This window comes from Stutzerimonas stutzeri (genome assembly GCF_024448695.1).
Lineage (GTDB): Bacteria > Pseudomonadota > Gammaproteobacteria > Pseudomonadales > Pseudomonadaceae > Stutzerimonas > Stutzerimonas stutzeri_T.
In genome coordinates this window covers 92,334-111,507 of record NZ_JAMOHY010000010.1, presented here as the reverse complement: position 1 = coordinate 111,507, position 19,174 = coordinate 92,334, and the positions used below count along the sequence as shown (strand labels likewise).

The 19,174-nt window shown below is 64.1% G+C and carries 16 protein-coding genes; 1 reads left to right on the top strand and 15 read right to left on the bottom strand.

Features of this window, described 5'->3' with window-relative positions; translation table 11 throughout:
- Nucleotides 1–47: 47 nt before the first annotated feature.
- The 4 genes from cobA to nirB are packed head-to-tail and all read right to left on the bottom strand — an operon-like array spanning nucleotide 48 to nucleotide 6,366.
- The gene (gene cobA, locus NAV32_RS10315; RefSeq protein WP_256052704.1) at nucleotides 48–785 is read right to left on the bottom strand and encodes a uroporphyrinogen-III C-methyltransferase; all 738 of its coding nucleotides are present in this window, start codon (nucleotides 783–785) and stop codon (nucleotides 48–50) included.
- Nucleotides 786–809: 24 nt separating this feature from the next.
- Nucleotides 810–3,515: a nitrate reductase gene (locus tag NAV32_RS10310; protein WP_256052703.1), complete on the bottom strand. Its 2,706-nt coding sequence runs from the start codon at nucleotides 3,513–3,515 to the stop codon at nucleotides 810–812.
- Between the two features lie 43 nt (nucleotides 3,516–3,558).
- Complete coding sequence (gene nirD, locus NAV32_RS10305; RefSeq protein ID WP_256052702.1) at nucleotides 3,559–3,888, bottom strand: nitrite reductase small subunit NirD; 330 nt, start codon at nucleotides 3,886–3,888, stop codon at nucleotides 3,559–3,561.
- Between the two features lie 21 nt (nucleotides 3,889–3,909).
- Nucleotides 3,910–6,366, bottom strand: coding sequence for a nitrite reductase large subunit NirB (gene nirB / locus NAV32_RS10300; RefSeq protein WP_256052701.1), 2,457 nt, complete (start codon nucleotides 6,364–6,366; stop codon nucleotides 3,910–3,912).
- Between the two features lie 486 nt (nucleotides 6,367–6,852).
- On the opposite strand from nirB, the gene NAV32_RS10295 reads away from it, so the two are divergent.
- Nucleotides 6,853–7,161: a class I SAM-dependent methyltransferase gene (locus NAV32_RS10295; protein WP_256052700.1), complete on the top strand. Its 309-nt coding sequence runs from the start codon at nucleotides 6,853–6,855 to the stop codon at nucleotides 7,159–7,161.
- Between the two features lie 3 nt (nucleotides 7,162–7,164).
- Here NAV32_RS10295 and NAV32_RS10290 read toward each other — a convergent pair whose 3' ends face one another.
- The 11 genes from NAV32_RS10290 to NAV32_RS10240 form a co-directional block, all read right to left on the bottom strand.
- Entirely contained in the window at nucleotides 7,165–8,838 is a 1,674-nt protein-coding gene (locus tag NAV32_RS10290) for a bifunctional protein-serine/threonine kinase/phosphatase (RefSeq protein ID WP_256052699.1), read from the bottom strand.
- 25 nt (nucleotides 8,839–8,863) lie between these two features.
- A complete protein-coding gene (locus tag NAV32_RS10285) occupies nucleotides 8,864–10,075 on the bottom strand; it encodes a nitrate/nitrite transporter (RefSeq protein WP_256052698.1) in 1,212 nt (403 codons plus the stop codon).
- Nucleotides 10,076–10,124: 49 nt separating this feature from the next.
- Nucleotides 10,125–10,250 (bottom strand): hypothetical protein, encoded by a 126-nt coding sequence (locus NAV32_RS10280; RefSeq protein ID WP_256052697.1) that lies wholly within the window; start codon nucleotides 10,248–10,250, stop codon nucleotides 10,125–10,127.
- A gap of 157 nt (nucleotides 10,251–10,407) precedes the next feature.
- Nucleotides 10,408–10,986 (bottom strand): ANTAR domain-containing response regulator, encoded by a 579-nt coding sequence (locus NAV32_RS10275; RefSeq protein WP_256052696.1) that lies wholly within the window; start codon nucleotides 10,984–10,986, stop codon nucleotides 10,408–10,410.
- A 13-nt stretch (nucleotides 10,987–10,999) separates the two neighbouring features.
- The gene (locus NAV32_RS10270; protein ID WP_256052695.1) at nucleotides 11,000–12,220 is read right to left on the bottom strand and encodes a CmpA/NrtA family ABC transporter substrate-binding protein; all 1,221 of its coding nucleotides are present in this window, start codon (nucleotides 12,218–12,220) and stop codon (nucleotides 11,000–11,002) included.
- A gap of 162 nt (nucleotides 12,221–12,382) precedes the next feature.
- Nucleotides 12,383–14,011: a BatD family protein gene (locus tag NAV32_RS10265; protein WP_256052694.1), complete on the bottom strand. Its 1,629-nt coding sequence runs from the start codon at nucleotides 14,009–14,011 to the stop codon at nucleotides 12,383–12,385.
- The gene (locus NAV32_RS10260; RefSeq protein ID WP_256052693.1) at nucleotides 14,008–15,726 is read right to left on the bottom strand and encodes a VWA domain-containing protein; all 1,719 of its coding nucleotides are present in this window, start codon (nucleotides 15,724–15,726) and stop codon (nucleotides 14,008–14,010) included. Before NAV32_RS10260 ends, NAV32_RS10265 begins: the two co-directional genes overlap by 4 nt.
- Complete coding sequence (locus NAV32_RS10255) at nucleotides 15,723–16,742, bottom strand: vWA domain-containing protein (protein WP_256052692.1); 1,020 nt, start codon at nucleotides 16,740–16,742, stop codon at nucleotides 15,723–15,725. The genes NAV32_RS10260 and NAV32_RS10255 overlap by 4 nt, the downstream gene beginning before the upstream one ends.
- Entirely contained in the window at nucleotides 16,735–17,229 is a 495-nt protein-coding gene (locus NAV32_RS10250; RefSeq protein WP_256052691.1) for a DUF4381 domain-containing protein, read from the bottom strand. The genes NAV32_RS10255 and NAV32_RS10250 overlap by 8 nt, the downstream gene beginning before the upstream one ends.
- A complete protein-coding gene (locus NAV32_RS10245; RefSeq protein WP_256052690.1) occupies nucleotides 17,226–18,188 on the bottom strand; it encodes a DUF58 domain-containing protein in 963 nt (320 codons plus the stop codon). Before NAV32_RS10245 ends, NAV32_RS10250 begins: the two co-directional genes overlap by 4 nt.
- On the bottom strand, nucleotides 18,188–19,147 hold the full coding sequence (locus NAV32_RS10240; protein ID WP_256052689.1) for an AAA family ATPase: 960 nt from the start codon (nucleotides 19,145–19,147) through the stop codon (nucleotides 18,188–18,190). The genes NAV32_RS10245 and NAV32_RS10240 overlap by 1 nt, the downstream gene beginning before the upstream one ends.
- Between the last annotated feature and the right edge of the window lie 27 nt (nucleotides 19,148–19,174).

The window sequence follows — 19,174 nt, the reverse complement described above, 5'->3', positions numbered from 1 at the left end:
TTAGGGCCGCGTTTTTTATGGCGGATCGCGACGGGTCAGCTTATGGATCAGGCGCTCTGGCTTATGGCTTCTATCGCCGTCTGCGCTGCCACTTCGCCGATCACCAGAATGGCCGGACTCTTCAGCTTGAAGGTCAAGGCATCTCGGCACATGTCGCCGAGGCTCGAACGGCATTCGCGTTGCTGCGGCAGTGAGGCGTTCTCGATCATCGCCACCGGCGTGCCGGCGGGAAGGCCGCCTTCCAAGAGCCCGGCTTGCACCTGTTCCAGCTTGCTCACACCCATGTACACCACCAGCGTGGTGCCGCTTTTCGCCAGCGCTTGCCATTCCGGGCTGCTGTCGTCGAGCGTGTGCGCCGTGACCAGAGTGACGCCGCGGGCGACGCCGCGCTGGGTCAGCGAGATGCCGCATTGCGTGGCACCGGCCAGGCCGGCGGTGATGCCGTTGACCAGTTCGACCTCGATGCCGCGCGCCGACAGCCATTCGGCTTCCTCGCCGCCACGACCGAAGATGCACGGGTCGCCGCCCTTGAGACGTACCACGCACTTGCCCTGGCGGGCGTAACGCAGCATCAGGCGGTGGATGAAGGCTTGCGGCGTGGAGCGGCAGCCGCCGCGCTTGCCCACCGGGATGATGCGTGCGTTGGGGCAGTGTTCGAGCACGGCGGGGTTAACGAGATCATCGATCATCACCACCTGCGCCTCGCCCAGCGCGCGCACGGCCTTGAGGGTCAGCAGTTCCGGGTCGCCAGGGCCGGCGCCTACCAGCCAGACTTTTGTGCTCATGGGTAATCCTCGTCTTGGTTGGTATCAGAGAAGTGCGCGTTCCGGCTGGCTGGCCAGCAGACGCTTGATTTCGGGCACGCAAGAGCCACAGCTGGTGCCACAACCCAGTTCCTGCTTGAGGCCGGTCAGATCGAGACCGCGCTCGATGCCTGCACGGACCTTGCTCTGGCTGACGTTCATGCAGTTGCACAGGGTGCGGTCGGTGTTGATCGTCGCGCCGCCAGGCGGCGCACTGAGCGGTGCCAGCAGCCAGCGACGCAGCTCGGCGTCGGCACTGCCGCTTTCCCAGAGGCCGCGCAGCCACTGCCGGGCGGCGGTTTCGCCGGCCAGGCGCAGGGCAACGATGCGGCCGTCCTCGATGCGTACGCGCTTGCCGACTGCACGACGCGGGTCGTCATAGGCCAGTACCGGGCCTTCGTCAAGGCCGAGCAGGCGGTCGATGGCGTCCAGCTCGGCAGTCGTTGGCGCGGCTTCCCGGGCGGCGCGGATCAGCAATGCCGAGCGTTCGCGCCCGCCGAGGCTGAAACTGGCGTAGTCGAAGGTTTCGAACAATGGCCGCAGCGCCTCGAAACGTCGCTGCACATCACCCTCGACCAGTGCGAAGAACTGCCAGGGCAATTCGGCTTGTTCCACTTCGATGCCGGCATGCTTGAGTTCCGGTTGCTTCGACAGCGGATCGACGCTGGCCAGGGTCAGGACGTTGCTGCCCAGCCCCTTGAGAAAGCGATCGCCCCAGTGCATCGGCAGGAAGGCCTGGCCGGCGCGCAGACTGTCATCCTTCTGCACCGGGAGGATCAGGCTGCCGCGACGGCTCTTCACCTTCACCAGCTGGCCGTCCAGCAGACGCCGGCGGCGCATGTCATCAGCGTTCATTCCGAGCAACGCTTCTTCGACATGGCCGAACAGCCGCGCCGCGGTGCCAGTGCGGCTCATGCCGTGCCACTGGTCGCGCAGCCGGCCGGTATTGAGCGTCAGCGGATAGCGCGCCTCGCGCTTTTCCTTCGGCGCCTGGTAGTGCTCGGCGATGAAACGGGCGCGGCCATTGGCAGTGGGAAACACACCGTCGCTATACAGCCGCGTGGTGCCCTGTTTACTGCCCGGTGGGAACGGCCATTGCTGCGGACCGAGGGTATCGATCAGTGCGTAGCTCAGGCCGCTGTAGTCCAGATCGCGGGCGGCGGTGAGCGGCTTGTACTCCTCGAACAGCGCTTCGGCATTCTCGAAAGTGAACAGGCTCGGCTGGCCGGGGCGCAGGTGACGTTCCAGGCGTCGGGCGAAATCGCAGGTGATCGCCCAGTCCGCACGGGCTTCGCCTGGGGCCGGCACGGCGCGGCGCACGTGGCTGATACGACGCTCGGAGTTGGTCACGGTGCCTTCCTTCTCGCCCCAGCTCGCGGCCGGCAGCAGAAGGTCGGCGTGGCGGCAGGTTTCGGTCGTGAAGAAGGCTTCCTGCACCACGACGAAGGGGCAGGCGGCCAGGGCCTCATGGACTTTCTGCTGGTCCGGCAGCGACTGAGCAGGGTTGGTGCAGGCGATCCACAGCGCCTTGATCTTGCCGGCGCGCACGGCCTCGAATAGCTCGATGGCGGACAGTACAGGCTGTTTGGGCAGCTGCTCGACACCCCAATAGTGCGCCACTTCTGCGCGGTGTTCGGCATTGGTTGCGTCGCGGTGGCCGGGTAGCAGGTTGGACAGGCTGCCGGTTTCGCGTCCGCCCATGGCGTTCGGTTGGCCGGTCAGCGAGAAGGGCCCGGCGCCCGGCTTGCCGATCTGTCCGGTGGCCAGGTGCAGATTGATCAGCGCGCTGTTCTTGGCGCTGCCGGCGGTGGATTGGTTAAGGCCCATGCACCACAGGCTTAGAAAACTAGGCGCGCTACCAATCAGTCGTGCGCAGCTCTGCAGGTCGTCGACGCTGATGCCGCAGAGGTCGGCGACCATCGCCGGGGTGTAATCGCGCACCAGGCTTTTCAGCGCATCGAAGCCTTCGGTATGGGCATCGATGAAGCGGCGGTCGATCCAGCCTTCCCACATGAGGATATGCAGCAGCCCGTGGAACAGCGCGACATCGGTGCCCGGCAGGATCGGCAGGTGCAGGTCGGCCAGCTCGCTGGTGTCGGTGCGCCGCGGGTCGACGACGATAATGGTCATCTCCGGTCGCTTCGCCTTGGCTTCCTCCAGTCGGCGGAACAGCACCGGATGCGCATAGGCCATGTTGCTGCCGGCGATCAGCAGGCAGTCGGCCTGCTCGATGTCCTCGTAGGAGCAGGGTGGGGCGTCGGCGCCCAGGCTGCGCTTGTAGCCGACCACTGCCGAGGACATGCACAGCCGCGAGTTGGAATCCAGGTTGTTGGTGCCGACCAGGGCGCGGGCCAGTTTGTTGAAGGCGTAGTAGTCCTCGGTCAGCAGCTGGCCGGAGACATAGAAGGCGACGCTGTCCGGCCCGTGTTCGCGGATGGTCTCGGCGAACACGTTAGCGGCATGCTCCAGGGCGCTGTCCCAGTCGGTACGGCCGCGGGCCAGGCCCTTACCCAGGCGCAGCTCGGGATAGAGGGCGCGGGCGTCGAGGTCGCCGGTCAGGTGCAGGGTCGAACCCTTGCTGCACAGCTTGCCGAAGTTGGCCGGATGGCTGGAGTCGCCAGCCACGTCGAGGATGCGCTCGCCGTCGTGCTCGATCAGCACGCCACAGCCGACACCGCAGTAGCAGCAGGTCGAGGCGGTTGTCATACGCATGGCGTCGTCTCCTGGGAAAAGGTGCTGGTCAACTGCGGTGTGTTCAGGCCGCGCATTCCTTGCGCTGGTTAAGCGAAAGCTGCACGCGACCATTCTCGACGCGCGCCTCGTGGCGGTGGGCGCAGCCGACGTCGGGCGCTAGTGCTTCGCCGCTTTGCAGATCGATCTGCCAGTTGTGTAGCGGGCAGGCGACCTGCTTGCCGTAGACGATCCCTTGCGACAGCGGGCCGCCCTTGTGCGGGCAGCGGTCGTCGAGGGCGAAGACCTGATCGTCGGAAGTACGGAATATCGCGATATCGCCCTTGGGGCCAGCGATGATGCGCGAGCCGAGCGGGTTGATCTCATCCAGGTCGCAGATATCGAGCCACTTCATGGTGTTCTCCAGTTTGTGTTGTCAGGCGTTTTCGGTTTCCAGCTGCTTGACGGCGATGCGGTCGAATTCCTTCTTCAGCTGCGGCTTGGAGAGCTGCTCCTGCCACGGGTCCTGCTCGAAGGAAAGCGAGAACAGCAGCCGCTGGTACAGGGCCTTGCGTCGCTCGGCGTCGTTCAATACGGCCTTCTTGATGTGATCCATGCCGACGCGCTGCAGGTAGTGCACGGTGCGTTCGAGGTAGAAGGCTTCCTCGCGGTAGAGCTGGAGGAACGCCAGGCTGTATTCCATGACCTCCTCGGCGCTCTTCACCTTGACGAAGAACTCGCCGGCCTCGGTCTTGATGCCGCCGTTGCCGCCGATGTACAGCTCCCAGCCGGAATCCACGCCGATGATGCCGACGTCCTTGATGCCGGATTCGGCGCAGTTGCGCGGGCAGCCGGAGACGGCCAGCTTGACCTTGTGCGGCGACCACATGTTGAACAGGGCGTGTTCCAGGTCGATGCCCATCTGCGTCGAGTTCTGCGTGCCGAAGCGGCAGAACTCGCTGCCGACGCAGGTCTTCACGGTGCGGATGGATTTGCCGTAGGCGTGGCCGGAGGGCATGTCCAGGTCTTTCCAGACGCCCGGCAGGTCTTCCTTCCTGATACCCAGCAGGTCGATGCGCTGGCCGCCGGTGACCTTGACCATCGGCACCTGATACTTGTCCGCCACATCGGCGATGCGCCGCAGTTCGGCGGCATTGGTAACGCCGCCCCACATCCGTGGAATGACCGAGTAGGTGCCGTCCTTCTGGATGTTGGCGTGGGCGCGCTCGTTGATGAAGCGCGATTGCGGGTCGTCTTTGGCTTCGCCCGGCCAGGTGGAGATCAGGTAGTAGTTCAGCGCCGGGCGGCAGGTGGCGCAGCCGTTCGGCGTGCGCCATTCCATGAAGGCCATGGCCGCCGGAATGCTGGTCAGGTGGTGCTCGCGAATGGCCTTGCGCACCTGGCCGTGGTTAAGGTCGCTGCAGCCGCAGATGGCCTTTTCGCTCTTCGGCTTGACGTCGGCGGCGCCACCCACGGTGTTGATCAGGATCTGCTCGACCAGGCCGGCACAGGAGCCGCAGGAACTGGCGGCCTTGGTGTGCTTTTTCACCTCGTCCACCGAGAACAGCCCGTGTTCCTGAATCGCCTTGACGATGGTGCCCTTGCACACACCGTTACAGCCGCAGACTTCCATGTCGTCCGGCATCGACATGGCCTTGCTCTGGCCCTGGTGGCCGGCGTCGCCGATCGCACCCTCGCCAAACATCAGGTGGTCGCGTATCTGGCCCACGTTCTGGCCCTCGCGTACCTGGCGGAAGTACCAGCCGCCATCGGCGGTGTCGCCGTACAGGCAGGCGCCGACCAGTACGTCGTCCTTGATCACCAGCTTCTTGTAGACGCCGCCGATGGGGTCGGAGAGGGTGATGGTCTCGGTGCCGTCGCCGCCGATGAAATCGCCGGCTGAGAACAGGTCGATGCCGGTGACCTTGAGCTTGGTCGAAGTTACCGAGCCGAGATAGCGGGAAAAGCCGAGCATGGCCAGATGATTGGCGCAGACCTTGGCCTGTTCGAACAGCGGAGCGACCAGGCCATAAGCGGTGCCACGATGGTTGGCGCATTCGCCGACGGCATAGATGCGTGGGTCATAGGTCTGCAGGGTGTCGTTGACCAGGATGCCGCGGTTGCACGGGATGCCGGCCTGTTCGGCCAGCTCGCTGTTGGGTCGGATGCCGGCGGCCATCACCACCAGGTCGGCGGGGATCACGTCGCCGTCCTTGAACTTGACCGCGCAGACCCGGCCTTCGCCGTTGTCGAGCAGTTCGGCGGTGTGCTTGGGCAGGAGAAACTTCAGGCCGCGGCTTTCCAGCGCGCTCTGCAGCAGGGTGCCGGCGGTCTTGTCCAGCTGGCGCTCCATCAGCCAGTCGCCGATGTGCACCACGGTGACGTCCATGCCGCGCAGCTTGAGGCCGTTGGCCGCCTCCAGGCCGAGCAGCCCGCCACCGATGACCACCGCATGTTTGTGAGTCTTGGCGGTTTCCATCATCACCTGGGTGTCGGCGATGTCGCGGTAGCCGATCACGCCCTGCAGGTCCTTTCCGGGAATCGGCAGGATGAACGGATTGGAGCCGGTGGCGATGAGCAGGCGGTCGTATTCCGCCTCGCTGCCATCATCGGCGATGACCCGGCGTTTGACCCGGTCGATCCTCACCACCTTGCGGTTGAGCATGAGGTGGATGCCATTCTCGGCGTACCAGTTGAGGTCGTTGAGCACGATCTCTTCGAACTGCTGTTCGCCGGCCAGCACGGGGGAGAGCAGGATGCGGTTGTAGTTGGGATGCGGCTCGGCGCCGAACACCGTGATGTCGTAGAGTTCGTTGGTCAGCTTGAGCAGTTCTTCCAGGGTACGCACGCCGGCCATGCCGTTGCCGATCATTACCAGTTTGAGTTTTTTCATGCTGTTCTCCGCGCCATTCGACATAGCCGTCTGGTCCGCTCGAATTTTTCAACAACAAAAAAGGCGTCCCACCGGTTACCCAGTGAGGACGCCTTTGTCCGAGTCCCGCTCTGTCGGGAAACCTGGCCACTCCACGTTGAGGGTCAGGTTTTATGATTCTTCGAAGTTTCAAATAGCAGAAGCTGTGCCAACTTTGAAATTCACCATTTATCAACGGCTTGAGGCACGCCTGCGTCTTCGCCGAGGTGCCCGTTGCACTGATATGCAGCGGCTTGCGCCGTGGTGGTGCGAACTGCCCCTGATTCGACCCTTGAAATCACCGTTGACAGCAGGTGGTCGGCTTTCTACAGTTTCGCCCATGCGCCGATTTAGTCAGCTACTTGCGGGGCGCCTGAAGCCAATGGCTTCGAAATACCGCTAAAGCGCTGGTTCCGGTGTCGCCTCCCACCGCTGCCCAGCGGAATCCTTGAGGCGGAAGTTGAATCAATGAACGCAAAACACGCACAGCTGCGCCTGGCCCCTATCACCAGCGGCCTTACTCCCGGCAATCCGAAAATCCTTCTGGGCGGTACTCACCAGCCGTCTCTGCTGCGCTACCTCGACGGTTGGCCGCGGCGTAATCGCAAATCCCGCGCCCTGCTTATCCAGTTCATCGCGGCGGAAGAGTCGCTGGCGCGCTTCGCGACTGACAGTTTCGATCTGGCGGTCATTCAGGCGCCAACTGCCGAACGACTGGAAGAGTGCGTACGTGAGCTGACCCGGGTGGCGCGCCAGGGGCTGATTACCCGGCGCTGAGCATTACGCACCTTTTATCAGCAGCACCACCAGCAGCAGGTTGAGCAGCAACGCCAGCAGCGCAATGCCGCGCCAGACCTTTAGCGGCTCACGTTCGAGCAGTGGACGTGGCCGGACATTGGCGCTGCGCTGTTCACCCTGTTCCAGTTCCAGCAGCCATTGCTCGGCGGTTTCGAAGCGCTGCTGTGGATCGACCGCTACCGCGCGGCTGAGACTTTCCTCCAGCCAGGTCGGCACGTCCGGGCGATAGCGGCTGGCAGGCGTGGGATTAGCGAAGCGTGGACGCTGGAAGGCTTCGATCTCGCCATAGGGGTAGTGCCCGGTCAGCAGGTAGTAAAGCGTCACGCCGGTGGCATAGAGATCCTGCGCCGCACCGGGCTCGGCCCCCGCGAAGGCCTCGGGTGCAATGAAACTCGGCGTGCCGGGCAGCTGATTGGGCAGGTCGTGAGACAGCCCAGGACAGAACGCCAGGCCGAAATCCAGGATGCGTAGCTCGCCCTCTTCGCCCAGCAGCAGGTTTTCCGGCTTGATATCGCGATGAAGGATGTTGCGCCGATGCAGCATGCCGACCGCGCGGATTAGCCGGGACGCGACCTGCAGCAGATCGGCCAGTGGCAGCGGTCCGTCCCGTTCAAAGCGTCGTGCCAGGGTTGTCCCGCTGTACTCGCGCTGCACGTAATAGAGGTGTTGGCGTTCTGGCAGCGGATGCAGTTCGGCGAAGTTGCGTCCGGCAACTCGGCGCATGAACCACTCTTCCTGCAGCAATGCCGGCCCGGCGTCCGCCTCGTCCTGGCGGCTGGGTGGCAGCGTCTTGAGCAGCCAGTCTTGGCCTTGAGCATCCTGCACTCGGTAAATCAGCGATTGTCTCGACTCATGCAGCAGCTCAATTACCTGCCAGCCTTCGAATGCCTGACCAGCGTGTAGCTTCGGCGGTAGCGGCCAGTGATCGAGTTGAGCCAGGGTGTCGGCAAGAACTGCTGTGGGCAACGCTTCGACTCGTAGCAGCAATGCACTGGCGTTGTCCTGGCTGCCGCTCTGGTGCGCCAGATTGACCAGCGCCCGTGCGGCGGCGCTGGGGTCAGGTTGATTGCGGAGAATATGCGCGATGACTCGCTCGGGGACGCAGGACCAGACGCCGTCGCTCAGCAGCAGGTAGCTTTCGCCTTCACGCAGTTCGCCGTCCAGATAATCCATCACCAGATGCTGATCCAGCCCCAGCGCACGCTTGAGCACATGCTGCATGCCAGGCTGCTCCCAGACGTGGTCTTCGCTGAGCCGCTCAAGCTGCGTACCGTTCCAACGGTAGGCGCGACAGTCGCCAACATGAGCCAGGGTGAAGCGTCGACCGCGCAGGACCAGTGCGGTCAAGGTGGTCAACAGCGGCTGACTGCCACCGTTGGCCTGCAGCCAGCGGTTATGTGCAACAAGCACGCGGTCCAGCGATTGCGCGACGGCCCAGGTCTCGGGCGTCGCGTAATAGTCGAAGGCCAGTGCCTGCAACGTCGCCCGCGCGGCCAATCCGCCATCGGCGCACTGGCTGACGCCATCGGCCAGGGCGAACAGATAGCCCTTGCCGGTGGCCAGCCCGGGCGCCGGGGTGACGATGCGTATCGCATCCTGGTTTTCCGGGCGCGGGCCGGCGGCACTGGCTTCGCCATAACTCAATTGCAGGGGCATGTTGGCATCCGGTGCTGCTGGTGAGTCAAACCCGCGCTGCGGTCACTGCAGCCGAGCCCCAGGTGGTGCGCCAGCGACGCTTGACGCCGTACAGGCCGAACCAGGCCAGCACGCCGAGGCTGGCGAACAACCAGAGGCCGAGCTGGTAATCACCGGTCGACTGCTTGACCGCGCCGAGCCCGGCGGTGAGCAGAAAACCACCGATGCCGCCGGCCATGCCCACCAGCCCGGTCATCACGCCGATCTCCTTGTTGAAACGCTGCGGCACCAGCTGGAACACCGCGCCGTTGCCGGCACCCAGGCTGAGCATGGCGACCACGAACAGTGCCAGGGCCGCCGTGGAGCTTGGCAGATTGAAACCCACCGCGGCGATGCAGAACGCGGCGACGGTGTACATCACCAGCAGCGCCCGGATGCCGCCAATGCGGTCAGCCAGCGCACCGCCGAGTGGGCGCAACAGGCTGCCGGCGAAGACGCAGGCGGCGGTGTAATAGCCGGCCTTGACCGGGTCGAAGGCGTACTGGTCGTGGAAATAGCCGGGCAGGGTGCTGGCCAGGCCAAGAAAGCCGCCGAAGGTCACGCTGTAGAAAAACATGAACCACCAGCTGTCGCGGTCGCCCAGTGCCTTCATGTAATCGGCCAGCGACTTCGGCGCCGGGCGGTTGGGGGCATTCTTCGCCACACTGGCGAAGATGATCAGGGTGAGTACCAGGGGGATTAGCGCCAGCCCGAACACGTTGTTCCAGCCGAAAATGGTCGCCAGGACCGGCGCGAACAACGCTGCCAGTACGGTGCCGGAGTTACCGGCACCGGCGATGCCCATGGCCTTGCCCTGGTGCTCGGCTGGATACCACTGCGACGCCAGCGGCAGCGCGACGGCAAAGGATGCGCCGGCCATGCCAAGGAACAGGCCCAGCAGCAAAGCCTGCTCGTAACTGTGAATGCCATGCAGCCAGGCAATGAACAACGCGATGATGACCACGACCTGTCCGAACAGGCCTGCGGTTTTCGGCGAGGTGCGATCGGCCAGGATGCCCAGCACCAGGCGTAACACGGCACCGGCGAGGATCGGCGTGGCGATCATGAAGGCGCGTTGCTGGGTGGTCAGGCCCAGGTCGGCGGCAATCTGCACGCCCATCGGGCCGAGCACGTACCACACCATGAAACTCAGGTCGAAGTAGAGGAAGGAGGCAAACAGGGTCGGCGTGTGGCCGGATTTCCAGAAACTCGTGCTCATTGGATCGGCTCCAGAAGGTTCGTAACGCGGCATTGGCCGCCAGGGCTGCTCAGGCCGCCTCGGCATCGAGGCGGAAACCAAAAAGGCGTCGCAGCACGCCTGCCGGAGCAGGAATGATGCGACGCCTTTGTCGTGATTGCAGACCGCCGTTGGCCTGCACCAACAGCTCTAGCATCTTGCGTGCCAGACGCTGGGAGCCTTGCTCTGCGCGGGTTCCGGGTAATTGGCAGTAACGTGCTGGCCGTGCGCTGCACAATGAGCGCGCAACCGCGGGCCAGATCGGGGCAACTCAGGCAAGCCATGACGATGGCGGGGGGAGACGTGAAAGACTGTTACTGCCCGAGCAATTCGTTCATGGCAATGATTTGTTCGGCGACCTGGATCAGCTTCTGCTGGCGGCTCATTGCCTGGCGGCGCATCAGCGTATAGGCCTCTTCTTCCTTGCAGTCGCGCATCTTCATCAGCATGCCCTTGGCCAGTTCGATGCGCTTGCGTTCGGCGAGTTGCTGCTCGCGGGCCTGCAATTGCGCGCGGATCGCCTGGTCGGTCTCGAAACGCGCCATCGCCACATCGAGGATCGGCTTAAGCCGCTTGGCCTGTATACCTTCGACGATATAAGCGCTGACACCGGCGCGAATCGCCTGGCGCATGGCGCCGGGGTCGCTGTCGTCGGTGAACATGACAATGGGCCGCGGCTGATCACGGCTGACCAGCACCACTTGCTCAAGCACATCACGGCCCGGTGAGTCGGTGTCGATCAGTACCACGTCCGGGCGGATTGCCTCGACCCGTTCGGGCAGGTCGATGGTCAGGCCGGATTCATCGATGACTTCAAAGCCGGCCTCGATCAGCGCACTTTTCAGGCGTCCGATCTTGCGTGGGGTGTCGTCGATCAGCAGGACACGCAACATACCGGCCCCCTCGTCAAAGTACGCTCGCCACGGCCTGGTCGGCCATGGCGTGCAGCGTGAAACTGCGGGCGTAAGCTGCTGGGTCACTGCCGTCCCAGGTTTTGCCATCCATCAGCGTGGCGTTGCGCATGGGCGATTCCGGCACGGCGATACCGAGTGTTTCGGCGGCCTGTCGATACAGCTCAGTCTGCTGCACCTGGCTCGCCAGCAACTGATAATCCGGGTCCTGGCGCAACAGGCCCCAGCGTCGCAGCTGGGTCATGAACCAGAGACCGTCGGACAGATAAGGCATGTTTGCCGCACCATCCGCAAAGAAGCGCAGTGGGTGTTCGTCGTGCCAGGTGTTGCCCAGACCATCCTGGTACGAGCCGAGAAAGCGTGACTCGATGGCCGCCAGCGGCGCATTGACATACTCGCTGCCGGCAATCAGCTGCGCAGTGCTGCGGCGGTTTTCCTGACTCTGATCGATGAAACGGCTTGCCTCGAGAATCGCCATCACCAGTGCGCGCGCAGTGTTGGGGTACTGCTCGACGAATGCCCGTGTACAGCCGAGTACCTTTTCCGGATGATCCGGCCAGATCGACTGGCTGGTCGCCAGGGTGAAACCAACGCCCTCGGCGATTGCCTGCGCCCCCCAGGGCTCGCCAGCGCAGAAGCCGTCGATGCGCCCGGCCTGCAGATGCGTCACCATCTGCGAGGGCGGCAGGACGAGCGTCCGCACATCCTGCAGAGGATGAATGCCATTGGCGGCCAGCCAGTAGTAGAGCCACAGCGCATGCGTGCCGGTGGGGAAGGTGTGCGCGAGGGTCATGCGCGCATCGCTTTGGCGCACGCGGTTGCGCAGTGCCTCGGGATTGGTCACGCCAGCCGCTTTCAACGGAGCGGAAAGCGTGATGCTCTGGCCGTTCTGCGCCAGGCCCATGAGTACTGCCATGTCCACCGCCGGGCTGCCGCCGATGCCCAGATGAGCTGCATAGATCAGCCCGTAGAGTCCATGGGCGGCGTCCAGCTCGCCCCCTGTCAGCTTGTCGCGCAGGGCCGACCAGGAATTCTGCCGATGCAGATTGAGCGTCAGCCCGAAGGGCTGGGCGAAACCCTGCGTGGCCGCGACGATCAGCGAGGCTGCGTCAGTCAGGGGCAGAAAGCCGAGGTTGAGCGTGCTCTTCTCCGGTGCATCGCTGCCGGCGACCCAGGCCAGTGCATCATGGCGGTGCGGGGTGGCGGGTTCAGTCATCAGGAAGTGCCTTTTCATTGCGAAGCGTGCGGCACAGGTTTCGGTCAAGTGTGCGACGGTTCAGGACATGTCTGGGCCAAGCCTGAAGCAAGCGATATGCCAGCGTGAGGTGCACGACGCGAGGAACGTGCACTGCATTGGCCTGTGAGCCGTCTGTTGACGTCAGCGCGGATACAGCGGCGGCAGGGCACCCAGGTCCGGTCCGGCACTCGGGCTGGAGGCCGGTGGTAGCGCCTGGATGGCCTGCCACAGGGCTTCACCCTGCCAACGCTGACCGGCTTCGCTGTAGAGCGCGCCATTGAGGCCGTCCAGCGCATCGGACAGCGGCACGAAACGGGCGGCCATGTCGGCCAGCGTCTCCGGTTGTTGCCGCGCCCAGGCGTCCAGTGCTTGTCGAGTGGCTTGGGAGTCGTTGGCCTGGCACGCGCGACGCAGGTCGTCGAGCAGGCTGCGCGGGGAAGGGCCGGGTTGGAGTGCGCGGTGCACCGCTGGCTGTCGGCGTGCATGCAGCCAGAGTCCGAAGCCGGCAAGGGTGGTCAGGGCGAAGAGCACGGTACTCAGTTGCCAGGGCCAGAGTATTTGTTGTTCGGCAGGCACCGACGTTGCGGCGGGTAGCTCGGCGGGTGGTGGTGCAAGATTCGGATTGTCGGCGACATTCAGGGTGCGCTCGTCCAGCGTGGTGCGTTCAAGGCGGTCTTCAACCGTATTCCACCAGACCACTTCCAGCGCGGGCAGCTGCAGCGTGCCACTGCGGGTCGGAATCAATGCTTCGCGCTGCTCGCGGCTACCGACGAGCCCCACACCACTGACTTCGTTGGCCAGGCTCGGCTGATCCGGGTAACGGCGCAACCCGGCACTTTGTGCAGAGCCGATGGTTGGTAATTGTGTGCTGGTCAGGCCCTCGGCCTTGAGCAGCAGGCTACGGGTGAGCGACTCGCCAGTCTGTGCCTGGTCCGGCTCCGGGCTCCAGGCCTCGACCAGCGTCAGACTGCGCGCCGGCAACCAGGGCGTGTTGGCCGGATAGTCTGCTGGCTTGGCCTTGACCGTCAGCGGGATGCTGGGTGATCGAACCTGGGTCGAGCGACCTGAACGCGAGCCGAACAGCGAGTTGCTGCCGTTGGCTACAGTGGTTGCGCTGAACAGCTGGGCAGGGATGGTCAGCTCGCCGGATTTCTGCGGAAACAACGCATAGCGCACTTCGATAACACCATGGCGGATACCGTTGATGGTCTTCTCGTAGGTGCGCGGTTCGCCGAGTCGCTCCACCAGTGCTTCGGGCATTTGCAGAGGCGACAGGGTGCTGTCGTCGTACAGCGAAACCGAATGGAAGATGCGCAGCGTAAGGATCACCTGGGCTTGCACGTAGACGCTTTCCTGATCGACGCTGGCATCGATGAAGATCGGCGCGAGCTGGTCGCTTTCGGTATTTTTCAGCGATTCCTGTACCAGCAACGTGATCGGCTCACTGCGCCAGTCGCCCAACTGCAGCGGCGGAATCACGACATAGCCGGTTTGTCGCGGGCGCAGGGTGATCGACCAGCGCGTGAGCGCGCGGGCTTCGCCATTGCTGCTGGAGAGCTGATTGACCTGTCGGGTATCGAAGACTTCAAACAGCTCATCCAGAGGCTGCAGGTCGGGTTTGCCGAATACCGCGCTGCCCTGGCTTTCCAGACTCAGTTCAAAGGTTTCATCAATGCTCAGCTGGGTTCGATCCACGCGGGCGAACAGGCCAACGGCAGCCACCTGGCTGGCCATCAGACCGAGCAGAAGAAAAGCCATCAGGCGCATCATCGATTGGTTTCCTGGTGCTTGCGTTGTTCGTAAAGGAATTTTCGTCGCAGCAGCTCGCCGGGGTCGTCCGGAATCTGGCGCAACCATTGCTCCATCGCCTGTTGCCGCTCCTGCTCGGGAAGCGCTTCATGTTGTGCTTGGACCGTGGGCGCCTCCACCTCTTCCGAGTCTTTCTCTGCTTCGGTTGTTGATGGCTGCGAGGCACCGCTGGCTTGGTTGGCCGGCTCGCCCTGGGCCTCTTCAGGCGAAGGCGAACTGGCCGAACCCGATTGTTGTGACTGCGCTTGTTCGGGCTGCGGCAGGGGCTCTTCGGTCTGCTCGTCCTGCTTATCCTGCTGTTGACCGGGCTGTTCCTGTTGGCGACGCAGCAGCTCTTCGATCAGCGTCTTGTTGCGTCGTGCTGCCTGCAGATCGGGCTGCAGGTCCAATGCCTGATCATAGGCCTCGATGGCGGCTTCGAACGCCTCGCCACGGGCCAGGGCGTTGCCGCGATTGTAGTGATCGGCGGCGGTATCGCCCTCGGCGAACAACGCCGCAGCGCCGGCATAGTCGCCGGCTTGATAGCGCGCTGTCGCCTGCCAGCGACGATCGATAAAGCGTTCGGCGGCCTTTGCCGGCTGCTCGGCCTCGAGCAGGCGCTGGCCCTGCTGGTCGCGACGCAGCCAGAGGTCATCGAATTCGACGGCATTGGCAGGTTGCGGCTGCAACAGGAGCAACGGCAGGCAGAATAGCCAGCCGCGCCGTCCCGCCAGGGCGGCCAGCAGGAGCAGGGGCAGTAACAGCCAGTGGCCCTGATCCAGCCAGGCTTCCAGGCGAGTGATCTCGTCGTCGTGCTGCAATGTGCCTGCTTGATCGAACAGGCCGAGGGCTACAAGGTCGTCGTCGCTCAATCGTGCCTGCTGATAGCGACCGCCCAGTTCACCAGCCAGACGTTGCAATCCGGCATTGTCCAGGCGCGGAATGAGAATTGCGCCCTGGGCATCCTTGAGGAAACTGCCGTTTTCCCCAGCGATCGGCGCGCCTTGCTCGGTGCCGACGCCGAGGATCAGCAGGCGCTCACCGCGCCCCTGCAGCAGTGTGCTGATGGCGTTGCGCTCGTGCTGATCAAGGCTGCTGCCGATCAATAGCAGACGTCCACGGCCCAGACCGGTCTGTTCGAGCAGAGCGAGGCCCCTGGCAACGGCGAGGTCGGCGCGCTGGCCAGGCTCGGGCATCAGCGCCGGGTGCAAGGCATCCAGCAGGTTGCGGGTTGTCGCCAGATCGTCGGACAGCGGCACCACGGTATGGGCGCTGCCGGCAAATACCACTACGGCGGTCTGTACGTCCTGGCGACGCTCCAGCAGATCCAGCAGTTTGCGCTTGGCCTGTTCCAGGCGAGTGGGGGGCGCATCACTGGCGAGCATCGCGGGTGTGAGCTCCAGCAGCACCACCAAAGGATCGCTGCGTTTGATACTGGGTTGCTCGAACCGCTGCCAGCTTGGGCCCAGCAATGCGATGACTGCTAATAACCAGGCCAGGCCCAATACCAGCCAGGGCAGGCGACTATGGCGCAGCCGGCCTCGGGTCAGCAGGGCGGCGTGGAAGGCTTCGGGCAGCAGGCGCTGCCAGCGACCGACCTGCAACTGGCGATGCCAGAGCCGCCATAGCAGCCAGATCAGGAGCGGCAGGATGATCAACCAGTAAGGCCGCAGCAGATGGGGCAGCAGATCGCTCATCGGCGCTGCTCCCGTCGCCACGCCAGGCGTTGCAGTTGGGCGCTCCACAGACTGGCAGCGACCATCAGCAGACTGATCAGCAAGGCTGTCGACAGCGGCCATAGATAAAGCGCTTCGGCCAGGCGAGCCTGGGCTGGTTGCTGGGCTGCCGGTTCGAGACGATCCAGCGTATCGCCGATGGCCTTGAGCTCAGCGCTGGAGGTGGCCCGGAAATATTCTCCACCGGTCTGTTCGGAAATGGCGCGAAGGGTGGGTTCATCGAGGTCCAGGCCCGGATTGAAGCCGAAGCGGCTGAGCACGCCACCTTCTTCCGGAACGGCGCCGATGCCGATGGTGTGGATTCGCACACCTTCTTCGGCGGCCAGCGATGCGGCCAATAGCGGATCGATCTCGCCGCCGTTGCTGGCGCCGTCTGTGATCAGCACCAGCACGCGACTGTTCGCCGGGCGCTCCCTGAGCCGTTTCACGGCCAGGCCGATGGCATCGCCGATGGCGGTATTGCTGCCGGCGATGCCAACCCGCGCTTCATCCAGCCAGACACGCACGGTGTGGCGGTCGAAGGTCAGCGGCGCCTGCAGATAAGCCTTGCTGCCGAAGAGGATCAGCCCTACGCGGTCGCCATGGCGTTGCTCGATGAAGTCGCCGAGCAACACTTTGACCAGCTCCAGCCGTGTCAGCTCCTCACCCTGCCACTGCATGTCCGGGTAATCCATCGACCCGGAGACATCCACCGCGAGCAGCAGGTCGCGGCCACTGGTGGGCAGCGGCAGCGGTTCGCCGAGCCATTGCGGCCTAGCCGCGGCGAACAGCAGCAACAGCCAGATGGTGAGATAAGGCAGTTGCTGGCGCCAGGCGGGCAGGGCTACCCGTGCGCGACGCCCGGAGAGCTGCTGCAACTCGTCGAGGAAGCTGACCTTCAAGGCGGCTTCACCGCTGTCGGCGGGCGGCAGCAGTGCGCGTAGCACCCAGGGCAGCGGCAGCAGCAGAAAGACCCAGGGCCAGGCCAGTTCAAACATGTTTGCGAATCCAGATGTCGACGGATTGTTCGAGACCGTCGATGGCCTTGTCGTCGAGGCGGCACTCGGCCCGGTAGGCGCCTTCGACCAGGATCATCCAGCGTGTCAGTCCGGCAGCCGGGCAGCGGCTATCGAGAAACGCCAGCCAGGCACGCCCGCTGAGCGTGTGCGGGTGGTCATTGGGATAGCGAATGCGACAGAGTCGCTTGAGCAGTGCGTTGAGCTGCTGCAGCCACTGGCTGGCCGGCTGGCCACCGTAGGGCTTGCCCAGACGAGACAGTTCGATCAGCGCTTCCTGACGCTGCGGGTCCAGCGGTGGTTCGGGTTGAACACGAGGTTTGCGCTTGCCCAGACGATGGCGCAGTCGCCAGAGAACTGCAAAAACGATGAGCAGCAGCAATCCGAGTAGCCACCAGCCCGGAGCCGGTGGCCACCAGCTGATCGGTTCGGGGCTGATCAGTGGCGCCAGTTGATCGAGCGGGTTCATGGCCGTGCGCTCGGGTGGCGGACGCTCAGATGCTCGCGCAACTGCTCGATCAGGTCGTGCTGGGTATCGAGCGGCATCAGCGGTACCCGCAGGCGATCGGCCAGCCGCCGCCAGCGCGCGCTGCGTGCTTCGCCCAGTTCGCGGTAGCGCATGCGCAGGTCTGCATCGTGGGTATCCAGTTCCAGCCGCGCACTACCTTCGCTGAAACGCAGCAGCCCGGCGGCGGGCAGGGCGCGATCAAGCGGGTCGGACAGCGGCAGCAACAGCAGATCGACATGCCGCGCGAGCAGGCTGAGCTGCTGTTCTGCCGCGTCTGTCAGGGTTCGCTCGTCGCAGAGGATTACCGACAGGCTGCCCGGGCGCAGCACTTCGCGAGCCCGGCGCAAGGCCATGCTGAAGGCTTCCGGGTCGAGTCGGCTGTCCGGTTGCAGGTGATTATTGGCTCGGGTGACGCGATCGAGCAGCTGCAACAGGCTCTGTTTGCTGCGCCGCGGCTTGATCTCCTGTTGCTCGCTACCGAACACCAAGCCGCCGACTCGATCATTGTGGCTCAGTGCTGCCCAGCCGATCAGGCTTGCCGCATGGGCCGCCAGCACTGACTTGAAAAGGCGGCCGCTACCGAAGAATAGCCGTGGACTCTGCTCGACGACGATATAGATCGGCCGCTCGCGCTCTTCGTGGAAGAGCTTGGTATGCGGCTCCTGGGTGCGCGCCGTGACGCGCCAATCGATTGTGCGGACATCATCGCCGGGCTGATAGATACGAACCTGATCGAAATCCACGCCGCGCCCGCGCAGCTTGGAATGGTGCAGACCTACCAGTGGGCTGCGCCGGTGCGGTGTGGAAAACAATGGCACTTCACGAACGCGATGGCGCATGTCGATGAGATCGGCAAGGCTCACCCGGATAGCGGAGTCCTGCTCGCTCGGCTGCCCGGTGGCGCAAGCCTGTGCGTGCATCAGGCCACCGCGACCACATCGAGAATGCGCTGGATGACACGGTCCTGATCGATTCCGGCGGCTTCCGCCTCGAACGAGAGAATCAGGCGGTGGCGCAGTACGTCGAACAGTATGGCCTGAATGTCCTCGGGGCTGACAAAGTCACGGCCCGCCAGCCAGGCATGGGCGCGTGCGCAGCGGTCCAGTGCAATCGAACCGCGCGGGCTGGCGCCATACGCGATCCAGCTCGCCAGCTCGGCATCGAACTTGGCAGGTGTGCGGGTCGCCATGACCAGCTGCACCAGGTACTCCTCCACCGCATCGGCCATGTACAGATCGAGGATTTCCTTGCGCGCGGCGAAGATTGCCTGCTGCGAAACGCGGTGTTCGGGCTTGGTTTCGCCGTTGATGGCTTCGCCGCGTGCCTGCTGGAGAATACGCCGCTCAACGGAGGCGTCGGGAAAGCCGAGCCTCACGTGCAGCAGAAACCGGTCGAGCTGCGCCTCGGGCAGCGGGTAGGTGCCTTCGTGCTCGATGGGATTCTGCGTGGCCATCACCAGAAACAGTGGCGACAGGTCATAGGTGCTGCGGCCAACGCTGACCTGGCGTTCGGCCATTGCTTCGAGCAACGCCGACTGAACCTTTGCCGGAGCACGGTTGATCTCGTCGGCCAGCACCAGGTTGTGAAAGATCGGCCCCTGCTGAAAGACGAAACTGCCGGTTTCCGGGCGATAGATTTCGGTTCCGGTGATGTCGGCAGGCAACAGGTCCGGGGTGAACTGGATGCGGTGAAATTCGGCTTCGAGACCGCCGGCGAGCTCCTTGATGGCGCGGGTCTTGGCCAGCCCGGGCGCGCCTTCGACCAGCAGATGGCCATCGGCCAGAAGGGCGATCAGCAGTCGATCGATCAGGCGTTCCTGGCCAAGAATCTGGGTAGAAAGAAACTGTCGCAAGGCGACCATTGCTTCACGGTGGTCCATCGTCGGGGCTCTTCTGAAGGGCGTCTC

Bases quoted from the DNA above. Each gene is read 5' to 3' on its own strand.
- cobA (WP_256052704.1), bottom strand. From the start codon at position 785: ATGAGCACAAAAGTCTGGCTGGTAGGCGCCGGCCCTGGCGACCCGGAA.
- NAV32_RS10310 (WP_256052703.1), bottom strand. From the start codon at position 3,515: ATGCGTATGACAACCGCCTCGACCTGCTGCTACTGCGGTGTCGGCTGT.
- nirD (WP_256052702.1), bottom strand. From the start codon at position 3,888: ATGAAGTGGCTCGATATCTGCGACCTGGATGAGATCAACCCGCTCGGC.
- nirB (WP_256052701.1), bottom strand. From the start codon at position 6,366: ATGAAAAAACTCAAACTGGTAATGATCGGCAACGGCATGGCCGGCGTG.
- NAV32_RS10295 (WP_256052700.1), top strand. From the start codon at position 6,853: ATGAACGCAAAACACGCACAGCTGCGCCTGGCCCCTATCACCAGCGGC.
- NAV32_RS10290 (WP_256052699.1), bottom strand. From the start codon at position 8,838: ATGCCCCTGCAATTGAGTTATGGCGAAGCCAGTGCCGCCGGCCCGCGC.
- NAV32_RS10285 (WP_256052698.1), bottom strand. From the start codon at position 10,075: ATGAGCACGAGTTTCTGGAAATCCGGCCACACGCCGACCCTGTTTGCC.
- NAV32_RS10280 (WP_256052697.1), bottom strand. From the start codon at position 10,250: ATGCTAGAGCTGTTGGTGCAGGCCAACGGCGGTCTGCAATCACGACAA.
- NAV32_RS10275 (WP_256052696.1), bottom strand. From the start codon at position 10,986: ATGTTGCGTGTCCTGCTGATCGACGACACCCCACGCAAGATCGGACGC.
- NAV32_RS10270 (WP_256052695.1), bottom strand. From the start codon at position 12,220: ATGACTGAACCCGCCACCCCGCACCGCCATGATGCACTGGCCTGGGTC.
- NAV32_RS10265 (WP_256052694.1), bottom strand. From the start codon at position 14,011: ATGATGCGCCTGATGGCTTTTCTTCTGCTCGGTCTGATGGCCAGCCAG.
- NAV32_RS10260 (WP_256052693.1), bottom strand. From the start codon at position 15,726: ATGAGCGATCTGCTGCCCCATCTGCTGCGGCCTTACTGGTTGATCATC.
- NAV32_RS10255 (WP_256052692.1), bottom strand. From the start codon at position 16,742: ATGTTTGAACTGGCCTGGCCCTGGGTCTTTCTGCTGCTGCCGCTGCCC.
- NAV32_RS10250 (WP_256052691.1), bottom strand. From the start codon at position 17,229: ATGAACCCGCTCGATCAACTGGCGCCACTGATCAGCCCCGAACCGATC.
- NAV32_RS10245 (WP_256052690.1), bottom strand. From the start codon at position 18,188: ATGCACGCACAGGCTTGCGCCACCGGGCAGCCGAGCGAGCAGGACTCC.
- NAV32_RS10240 (WP_256052689.1), bottom strand. From the start codon at position 19,147: ATGGACCACCGTGAAGCAATGGTCGCCTTGCGACAGTTTCTTTCTACC.